This is a genomic window from Streptomyces sp. NPDC057486 (genome assembly GCF_042802415.1).
GTDB lineage: Bacteria > Actinomycetota > Actinomycetes > Streptomycetales > Streptomycetaceae > Streptomyces > Streptomyces yanii.
On the sequence record NZ_JBHVEE010000220.1, the window covers coordinates 1 to 9,728 of the forward strand.

The 9,728-nt window shown below is 67.7% G+C and carries 5 protein-coding genes and 3 pseudogenes; 4 read left to right on the forward strand and 4 right to left on the reverse strand.

Annotated elements, in window-relative coordinates; translation table 11 throughout:
* The 3 genes and pseudogenes from ACFU6I_RS46275 to ACFU6I_RS46285 form a co-directional block, all read right to left on the reverse strand.
* Positions 1-213: hypothetical protein (locus ACFU6I_RS46275; protein WP_384379955.1), on the reverse strand; the 213-nt coding region annotated here is incomplete at its 3' end.
* A gap of 167 nt (positions 214-380) precedes the next feature.
* Entirely contained in the window at positions 381-3,818 is a 3,438-nt protein-coding gene (locus tag ACFU6I_RS46280; RefSeq protein ID WP_384379959.1) for a phosphocholine-specific phospholipase C, read from the reverse strand.
* Positions 3,819-4,066: 248 nt separating this feature from the next.
* Positions 4,067-4,226, reverse strand: a pseudogene (locus ACFU6I_RS46285) (IS6 family transposase); the annotation flags it as partial.
* Positions 4,227-4,331: 105 nt separating this feature from the next.
* Here ACFU6I_RS46285 and ACFU6I_RS46290 point away from each other — a divergent pair.
* Both ACFU6I_RS46290 and ACFU6I_RS46295 read left to right on the forward strand, forming a co-directional pair.
* Positions 4,332-5,411: an integrase core domain-containing protein gene (locus ACFU6I_RS46290; RefSeq protein ID WP_384379962.1), complete on the forward strand. Its 1,080-nt coding sequence runs from the start codon at positions 4,332-4,334 to the stop codon at positions 5,409-5,411.
* Between the two features lie 484 nt (positions 5,412-5,895).
* On the forward strand, positions 5,896-7,230 hold the full coding sequence (locus tag ACFU6I_RS46295; RefSeq protein ID WP_384379964.1) for a hypothetical protein: 1,335 nt from the start codon (positions 5,896-5,898) through the stop codon (positions 7,228-7,230).
* Between the two features lie 684 nt (positions 7,231-7,914).
* Here the strand turns inward: ACFU6I_RS46295 and ACFU6I_RS46300 are convergent.
* Positions 7,915-8,196: pseudogene (locus tag ACFU6I_RS46300) on the reverse strand (integrase); the annotation flags it as partial.
* Between the two features lie 117 nt (positions 8,197-8,313).
* Between ACFU6I_RS46300 and ACFU6I_RS46305 the strand changes: the two are divergent.
* Positions 8,314-8,976 (forward strand): annotated as a pseudogene (locus ACFU6I_RS46305) (L-serine ammonia-lyase); the annotation flags it as partial.
* Between the two features lie 302 nt (positions 8,977-9,278).
* A complete protein-coding gene (locus ACFU6I_RS46310; protein WP_384379967.1) occupies positions 9,279-9,680 on the forward strand; it encodes a DNA/RNA helicase domain-containing protein in 402 nt (133 codons plus the stop codon).
* Positions 9,681-9,728 lie beyond the last annotated feature (48 nt).

Consider the following 9,728-nt stretch of genomic DNA (forward strand, 5'->3'; position numbering starts at 1 on the left):
AGCAAGGCGAATGCGTTCGTCACGCCCAGGTAGGCCAGTCGCAGCAGCACGGTCGATCATCATGCCGCGCTGATCGACAGCCACGTGAGGGTGCCAGCGCGAGCGGCCACGGTCGACATCCCGCACACCGGCTACCACCAGGGCGGATGAGATTTCGGCAAGGGCAACCTCACGCCGACAAGTCCGCACCCACCGCTCCGTGATCGAGTTCATGTGCGACATCCGGACACCGCTGAGCACCACCTGGGTGCGGAGCCGGATGATTGATCGGCACCCGCAGGGCCGGCCAGCACGGCGGGCCCGCCTCCTGAGGCATCACCGCAGTTCCGCTCGGGGACGACTGTACGTCCCCGAGCGGAGCCGGTCAGGCCGCCAGCCGGTCAGGCGTCGGTGATCGGGCTGGTGCCCACGCGGACGTTATCGATCGCCCAGTACCAGTTGTTGCCCGCGTTGAAGATCCGGAAGCTGACCTTCGCCGACGCGGCCTCGGCCGGGACGGAGCAGGAGAGCCGGACGAGGCGGTTCTCCTGGTCCTGGCCCTTGTTGGTGTTCCCGGAGGTGGCGCTGCTGTAGTGCAGCAACTGGACCTTGTCGCCCGTGTCGAACTGGACGGTGACCTCGGCCTCCTGCGGGCTCTCCTGCCGGTAGTGGGAGTCGAAGCCGAGGTGGAGGGTGGAGGTGCCCGACGGGATGGCCACCGCTGGGGCGGTCAGCGTCGAGTCGAACCGGCCCCGGCCGGACGGGCTGCCAGTGTCGTCCCAGTCGTCGGGGTCGGCGACCGCGACAACGCCGAGGGCGCGGCTGAAGTTGGGGCGGTCCTGTCCGCCGGGGAACCAGAACTGCTTGGACAGGAAGGTCCAGCCCTGCAGCTCCCGGGTGCCCTGCGGCATGGCCGGCGCGTTGGTGACCGTCCAGCCCTCGGGGGTGGTCCGGGTCCAGCCGAGCAAGCCGGGCCGGCTGAGGTCGGCCGCCGGGGCGAGCGCGGGGGCGACGGACTCGAAGTCCTCCGCGAGCAGGTGGCCGGTCATGACGGGCCCGGTCTTGGCGGACAGGGACGCGATCGCCTGCCGGACTTTGCCACTCAGATTCGCCGTGACGGTCGCCTTGAGGCTGCCAGCAGCGCGCGCCGCCGAGGCGGGCGCGACGACGTCCCATTCCAGGCGGGCGGAAGAGCGGGCTGGAACGGCCGCCGGCGCGTCGCCCCTGGGGGTGGCGGTCCAGCCCGTCGGGAGGTCCAGCGTGGCGGTCAGGCCGGTGAGCGGCGTGCCGCCGAAATTGGTGACGGTGGCGGTCACGGTGACCGACCTGCCCGGCGAGAGAACGGTTCCGTCGGTGCCGGGCGAACTCGCCGGACCGGTCAGCGAGACGCTCATCGCAGGGGCGACGCCGGAGCGGACACGCGCTTCGGCGAGCCTGAGCAGGCCGTTGCCGTCGCCGTGGGCGGCGACCACCAGGCTGCCTGCGGTGGCGTTCGGAGCAGGTGTAACGGTGAAGCGCACATCGGCCGAATCCCCGGCGGCGACCACAGTCGGCGCCACAACGGCCCGCTCGACCATCCAGCCGGAGGGGGCGAGTAGGGCGACCGAGAGCCGGTCGAGCTTGGCGTCAGCTTGGTTTCGCACGGTGACGACGACATCGGCCGGGTTGCCCTCCACGAGCGGCGTGTCCTGGGAGGGCAGCGGCTCCGGCAGGGTGATCGTCGCGGCCAGCGCCGGGGCAACACCGGTCGCCGGGTCGGTGACGCCGGGCCTGCCGTCGGCCAGGTGGCCGGTCATCCGGCGCAGGAACGCCGGGTCTCCCTGGTCGACGACCACGACGTCGTACCAGCCGTGGTCCGGAAGCTGGATCGGCACGGTCTGGGTCTCGCCGGGCGCGAGGGTGACGGTCTGGACATGGTCACCGGGTTTGCGCGGGTAGACCGACTCGCCGACGAGGAGCGTGCGGGTGGCGGTTGAGGGGTTGGCGCACCGGACCTTCACCTGGCCGGGGATGGCCTGCTCGACGAGGTACGCCTCGGCGCCCACGCCGGTGCCGCGCAGCTCCCAGACGGACCAGCCGGTGCCGTGGACCTGCAGGTCGTAGCCGTCGGCGCCATACCCGACCGTGTTGTCGGCGGTCCCGCCCGCTGAGACGGTCCGCGCGCGGGGGGCGGTGCCGTCTCCGAGGTAGGCGGTGAACGTGGCGGCGGTGGTGCCTGCGTTGCCGAGCTGGAGGCGTACGTCGGAGCCGGTGACGTCGGCCCGCAGGGACAGCCGGTACGGGGAGGGGCGCGTCGGGCGGGTGCCGGCCTCCTGCTCCGGGAGTGACTGGTTCTTCGGCGGTACGGGGTTCCAGCGGCCGACCCGCGCCGGCACCGGGCCGGGCTGCTCCACCTTGGGCTGCGCGTATCCGCGGTTGAAGTCGAAGGCGGAGGTCAGGTCGCCGAACACGCTGCGGCGCCAGGCGCTGATGTTGGGCTCCTGGACACCGGTCCACTTCTCCAGGAACCGGATGGCCGAGGTGTGGTCGAACGCCTCCGAGCAGACGAAACCGCCCACCGTCCACGGCGACACGATCGTCATCGGCACGCGCGGACCGGGGCCGACCGGCTTGCCGTTGAACCAGTCGTCGCTGTTGCCGGAGTCGGGCCGGGGCGCGACCGGGGCGGGCACGTGGTCGAAGTAGCCGTCGTTCTCGTCGAAGTTGATGAACAGAGCCGTCTTCGACCATGTCTTCGGGTCGCTCGCGATGGCGTCGAGGATGTCGTAGATGAGGTTGGCGCTGCCGACCGGGGTGGAGGAGCTGGGGTGCTCGGAGAGCGCCGCCGTCGGAACCAGCCAACTGACCTTCGGCAGCGTGCCGTCCTTGATGTCGGACCTGATCCGCTGGACGAGGGTGTCCGGCTCGGAGCGGTAGGCGCCTCGCATGAAAAGCTGGCGTTCCGCCTCGGTCAGCGAGTCGATGCCCTGCTGGAACTGGGCAAGCGCGGCCTTCCGCTGGTCCGCCGTCTTGCTCCACAGGCCGTCGTAGAACTGCTCTGTGGTGGAGTACTGGCCGCTGACCTTGGACAGGATCTTCCGGCCGATCTGCTTCCAGGGCCGGAAGTACTCCACCGCATTGTCGGTGAAGTTGTCCCATTCCTGGTAGATCTGCCAGGAGACGCTGGCGGCCTCCAGGCGCTCGGGGTACGTCGTCCAGTCGTAACCCGGGTGGGTGTAGGAGTACGCAGCGTTGGTGACGGCCCGGTTGGCGCTGTCCGGCTCGTAGCCGGTCGTGCCGGTCCACAGGTAGTTGCGGTTGGGGTTGGTCGAGCCGTAGACCGAGCAGAAGCAGGCGTCGCAGATAGTGAAACGGTCGGCCAGTTCGTACTGGAGGGGGATGTCGCGCCGGTCGTAGAAGGCCATGGTGCTCTGGCCCTTGGCCGCGACCCAGTCGTTCCACCAGCCGTTCGCCCGGGCCTGGTTGGCGTCGGAGAAGCCGTGCGGGAGCGAGCCGAGGTATTGGATGTCGTTCTCAGGGCGGCCGACGTCGATCGCCGCCTGCCGGGCCGAGAATGGCAGGACCTTGCCACCGCCGGACCGCGGCTGCTCAAAGGCGGTGGCTCCGGTGGGCAGACGGAGCGGCGTACGGTCGCCGAAGCCGCGCACGCCCTTGAGGGTGCCGAAGTAGTTGTCGAAGGAACGGTTCTCCTGCATCAGGATGATGACGTGTTCTATCGCATCCATACCACCGGGAGGCAGCGGCGCGGCCATCGCCTTCAGCAGCGACGGGGGCAGGAAAGAGAGCGCAGTGCCACCGGCGAGGGCACCGAGAAGTCTGCGGCGGGAGAGACTAGACATGGAGCTGAGGCTAGGTCGCTCCGGTACTACGACGAAACCTTGAGTGACGAGTCTTCGTTGACTGTTCGATCATCAACATCGAACGTTCCATCAGTTGTATAGCCAAATTCCCGTCGGCCCCGTCGAACGTTCGTAGCAACGGAGAGTTGCTGTCGGCACCCTCTAGTGGGCTTTGTCAGGTTGAGCGAGTGCTCGAGGGTGTGAGCCGGTTCGACGCGTTTCGGCTTCGGTGGTGACAGCGGCTCAGGCTACGGCGGGCAGGCTGGCGACGTGCCGGTGATCTGGTCCCAGATCGCGAAGCGGATGATCATCTCGGCGCGGTGGTTCGGGGCGGTGAGGAGGTGACGGCGGGGTCGGAAGTGGGGGTGAGATGCCGCTGAACGCGGCCGGGAACCGTTGTGCGGCACCTGTGGGTGCCGACAATCCTGTCACCTACGCTGAGCTGCGATTTGAGGGTCACGATGTGATCACGTCGAAAGCGCTCGTGACTCCGTCGGCGCACGCTTGGGAGTCATGACGCTCCGTCTGGTCTACCGATTCGCGTGCCTGATGCTCGGCTGGTTGCGCCTGCTGGCGCGGTCCTCCGCGGCCAAGGATGTCGAGATACTGGTGCTCCGGCACCAGCTGGCCGTCCTGCAGCGCAGCAGTCCCAAGCCCGCCTTCAGCCGCGGGGACCGAGCGGTGCTCGCAGCCCTGCTCCGGCTGCTGAGCAAGCGTCATCGTTCGGCGCTGAAGCTGCTGGTCACCCCGCGTACCGTGCTGCGCTGGCACGCGAGGCTGGTCGCGAAGAAGTGGACCTACCCGCACCGAGGCCCGGGCCGCCCTGCCAAGCCCGAGGCACTGCGCGCCCTGGTACTGCGCCTGGCCCGCGAGAACGACGGATGGGGGTATCGCCGGATCCACGGCGAACTGCTCAACCTGGGCTGGAAGGTCGCCGCCTCCACCGTCTGGGAGATCCTGCAGCGGGCCGGGGTGGATCCGGCGCCCCGGCGTGCCGACCGCTCCTGGGCGAGGTTCCTCACCGCCCAGGCCCAGGGGATCCTTGCCGTCGACGTCTTCCACGTGGACACGGTCTTCCTGCGGCGCCTGTTTGTCCTGTTCTTCATCGAGCACGGCACCTGGCGAGTGCACATCGCCGGCGTCACCCGCCATGTCACCGCCGAATGGGCCATCCAGCAGGCCCGCAACCTCCTGATGAACCTGGACCACACACGCACCACCGGCATCCGGTACCTGATCCGCGACAACGCCGGCTACTTCACCGAGGGCTTCGACGCGGTCTTCACCGCCGTCGGCGCCCGCGTGGTGCCCATCCTGCCGGGCGTACCCCGGATGAACGCGATCGCCGAGCGCTGGGTCGGATCATGCCGCCGCGAGGCCACCGACCGCGCCCTGATCACCGGAGAGCGGCACTTGCGCCTCGTCGTCGAGTACGCGACCCATCACAACGAACATCGGCCTCACCGATCACTCGGACAGCGCTGCCCCGACGGTGTCGATGCGCCCGAACCACCCGCCGCCGATGGCCCATCGCGTGTCATCCGGCGCGACCGCCTTGGCGGCCTCATCCACGAGTACGCGCAGGTCGCATAAGGTGACGGGATTGTCGGCACGCACAGGCCGCATCGGCTCGATGCCCCGCAGGGCCAGGGGCTGGTATGAACCACTAGGGCGGGCGCCCCTGCGTGCCGGGGGCTCCGGTGATGGGCAGGGCATGCGCCTGTATCGAGCACCGCCCCGCAGTGCGGTGTCGTGGCCGTTGCCTGCTGGAAGCCGGCTTCGACCTTGGGGTTGTCCGCTTTCTTGAGGCCGCCCGGGGACAACAGCCGAAGGACGAGCGGGAGGCCGTCACCCTCGGCTCGGAAATCCTTTGCTTCGATCGCCGGTGCGTCGACCGACTTCATCCGGTGTGGGGTGAGCCTGCCGACAGGGCTCACCCCACACCGCAGGAGTGCAGCCCCCAACACCAAATGTAACGCATGTCACTCGTGAAAAGTGGGGGGCGATTGCCGATTCGCCTTCAGGCCGGTCCTTAGAGATAGCACCCTCATCACGCGCTACAGGTAAGGAGCATCGCATGGTCATGCTGTGTTACTCGAATCTTGAGGACGACGATCGCGTCGGCGTCTCGGCACTTCACGCTGCACTGGAGGGCTGGGTTCTTCGCCTGCTGGTAGACACCCAAGACCGGGCCACCCGCCTGCCCGCCCCCTTCACCTCGCCAACCGAGGACTGCACGCCAGAAGGTACGGCGCTGGCGTTGCGGACCATCCATTTCCTCCGCTACGCCCAGGAACAGTTGATGGACAGGAATGCCCGGCTCCGCTACCTGTGCCAGGACTGCCCCCGCGATGGACAAATGCCCTGCCCAGCCATCAAGCGGCCGAGTCCGGTGAGCAAGGCCGTACACGAAGCCGTGTATGCGGTGCGGATCGAACCACTGCCCCAGCAGCGGAGGGCCTGGCTGGCGCAGGCCCGGCCCGCGGCCTCACGGGTGCTTGAGCGGCTGTGCCGGATGGCCAAGCAACTTAACAAAGCCGCGCCCGCCCCCGGCAGAGAAGCCGCACACAGGGTGATGGTCCGTCACTTGTACGAGATGGCGCGCACGTGGAGGGAGCAAGGCCTTCCCGATCATGCCGCGAACGTCGACCAAGAGCAGGACGGTGCATTCGCCCAGGAAGTCATGGGCGCGTTGCTGCACAGGACGAGGGAGCGCAAGGACACCGACACGAGGCATTCCCCCGTGAACTTTGTCGCCGCCGTCCTGCACACCCTCGCCGGACAGCTCAGCGGACCGGAAGCATTCACGACCCGCGAGGCCATCATGGCCGCGCTGGTGGCACGTAACGCCTGCATCGAGGGTGACACCGCAGCTGTGGACGAGTTCTCCCGGACCTGGCTCAACCTTGGCCGACCACAAGCGTGGCGCGCGGCCGTGGAAATGGCACTGCTGGGTGACTGGGTCAAGGCTCTTGGCCGCCACCTGCGGCGCGATGCGGAGATCATGGAGCTGCTGCATCGTCATACCGAACGGGAGCATCGCTTTCTGCAGCCGCTCTGGGAGCGAAAATCCGTCGGCCGGACGGTACGGCTGCTGGAAGACGCTGTCGCGTCGGGGGTGTCGTTGAGAGATGTGATCACTGACGCCCGGCGCCCGGAGGACGGCTTGCTGCGTGGCGAGATGGAGGATTCCCGCGTCCTGGCCGTGCTCGCCGATCTGGCACCCTCGGAAAGAGCCGTAGCCATGACTTACGGCACGCAGCGCATGACATGGTCCCAGGCCGCGGCTCTGAGCGGCGCCGGGGATCCGGATGCGTTCGGAAACCGGGTGCGCCGGAAGCTCAGACGGCTGGGGCTGCGCCACCAGGCTGCGACAAGCTCTTCCACTGCTGTGCCGACGGAGGGCAGGTGAACATTCTCAGCTCGGCTGCGGCCGAGTATCTGGCGAGCCTCGCGGCAGCACTCACGCTGGCCGTAGCGCACCGCATCAGGCGCCGTGTCAGGCAACGGGCAGACCGCGCCCCGGCCGCCAGCGCGACAGCCGAACCCAACTCGCAGTCGCGCTGAAACGCTTAGGTGCGGGATGTGTACGACGCCTTCCGGAAACGCGGAAGGCGTCGTACCCGCGGGCTCCGGTGAAGTGGCGCTGACCCACCACCGCTGCTGGGCAACCGCGTAGGAGCACAATTCTGACCCGGCACTCGTGATACCCCCGACGCTGGCGCCAGCTCAGGAACGTCGGCGAGAAGAGTCATCTGACACCGACGGCGAAGCCGTCAGCAAGGGCGATCAGCAGGCCCGGCCCGTGGGGGTCTCGCCAGTGGGCCGGGGGTGCGGCGCTCTCGGGCGTCTTCAATGCAGCCTCTTGCTCGGGTGGTAAAACGTCATTCAGGGATTGGGGTGGAGCAGCGGCGCGCGTGTGTCGTGATCAGACCTGCTCAAGCCCTGCGCGATCCTGGTGGTTAATTACTCAGCGTGGTCAAATGTCGAAGATTGGCAGCCGCGAGTGTGCCGCCTTATCGGCAAACCGGACAGGAATCAGCCCCGCCGTGACCGCCGCCGTGACACTGCGCCAATTAACCACCAGGATCGGGCAATGTCGTCGCTCGAGCAGGTTGCGATGCCACCGCATGATCGTGTCCGGGCGTACCAGCAGCAGGAGCTGGTGCAGCTTCTGCCTCGGGAGGTGGTGGAGCAGGCCTGCGAGGACAGCGCGGTCGGTGTCCGTGAACGTGGGCTTGCCGACCTGGCGTTGCAGGACGGGCAGTTGGTGCCGAAGTGCAAGGATCTCGATGTCTTTGTCCCGGTCGCTCATCGGCAGCAGGCGCAGGAGCAAGAAGGTTTTGGTCGCGGCGAGGTAGGCCAGGCGCAGCAGCACAAGATCATGATGTCGTCCGCGTCTGTGCACGTGAAGACATCGGAGCGGTCCGCGAGCGAGACCTGAGGAGTCAGTCGATCAAGGCCTCCACCTGGGTGGATGATTTATCGGCACCCGCAACGCCGCCGGGCCGCGGCGCTCCAGCGCAAGCTCCGAGAGGCAGACACAGCGGCCGAGACCGACTCACTGCACGCCATTGAGTGGGTGACGCTGTACGCGCTGGCCGTCAACGAGGAGAACGCGGCGGGCGGACGTGTGGTGACCGCGCCCACCAACGGCGCGGCAGGCATCGTCCCGGCCGTGCTGCACTACTACGAGCGGTTCGTGCGCGGCGCCGGCCCGGACGGCATCGTCAGGTTTCTGCTCACTGCTGCCGCGATCGGTGTGCTATTCAAGGAGAACGCCTCGATCTCCGGAGCAGAAGTGGGCTGCCAGGGCGAGGTCGGCTCAGCTTGCTCCATGGCCGCCGCGGGCCTGGCCGAGGTCCTCGGCGGTACCCCGGAACAGGTGGAGAACGCCGCCGAGATCGGCATCGAGCACAATCTCGGGCTGACCTGTGATCCCGTCGGCGGCCTGGTGCAGATTCCTTGTATCGAACGCAACGCGGTGGCCTCCCTCAAGGCCATCACCGCCGCCCGGATGGCGATCCACGGCGATGGTGTCCACCATGTCAGCCTCGACAAGGCGATCAAGACCATGCGGGAGACCGGGGCTGACATGAAGGACAAGTACAAGGAGACGGCGCGGGGCGGGCTCGCGGTCAACGTCATCGAGTGCTGACCGAACTCAGCCTGGCCTGGGAGATCTTGCGTTTCGGAGCGTTCACGACGCATCGTCGTTGGTCGCTCCGGCGCTCCCCAATTACTCCCCAGGGAGGGCTGGTTCTCCCCAGCCACTCCCCAGGAAACGCGCTGAAACGGCCGCTGCTCCTTCCCGTAGCTCGGGAGGAGCAGCGGCCGTTGCGCGCTACGAGGTCATGCCGGCGGGCTGTCCTTGAACGTGTGGGTGCGGTGCCACTGGTAGTACCTCTCGCGGTCCTCGTTCCACCAGGTGACCTTCCGCCCGGCCAGTCTTTCCTCGATGTGCTTCGCGACCTCAGGCAGGGGGTCCGGCCGTGGAATGCGCGCATGGAGCAGCCCGACTTCGACCACCCGCATGTGCCAGCTCGGCCCTATTGGGCCACCGATACAGGGGGGCATGAACAGGTCGGCTGCATCTATACCGCCCAGGGGATGGAGTACGCCTACAACGTTGTCGTCATCGGCGACGACCTCGTCCGCCGAGGCGACAAGTGGGTCGCCCAACCCATGGAAAGCCGCGACAAGGCGTTCAAGGACATCTCCCCGGACCACTACCTGCGATACGCCCTCAACAGCTATCGCGTTCTCGCCACCCGGGGGACAAGAGGCACCCGCCTCTATTCCACCGACGAAAAGAGGCTCTCCTGTCGCTTCCGTGGGTCGTTGACCAGGGCTGATACGTAGAACACGCCGTACCCGGGGTACGTTTCGACTGCTGAAGGTACGAAACGA

What these genes read in the sequence shown, in the direction of transcription:
- ACFU6I_RS46280 (WP_384379959.1), bottom strand. Translation starts at nt 3,818, where the DNA reads ATGTCTAGTCTCTCCCGCCGCAGACTTCTCGGTGCCCTCGCCGGTGGC.
- ACFU6I_RS46290 (WP_384379962.1), top strand. Translation starts at nt 4,332, where the DNA reads ATGACGCTCCGTCTGGTCTACCGATTCGCGTGCCTGATGCTCGGCTGG.
- ACFU6I_RS46295 (WP_384379964.1), top strand. Translation starts at nt 5,896, where the DNA reads ATGGTCATGCTGTGTTACTCGAATCTTGAGGACGACGATCGCGTCGGC.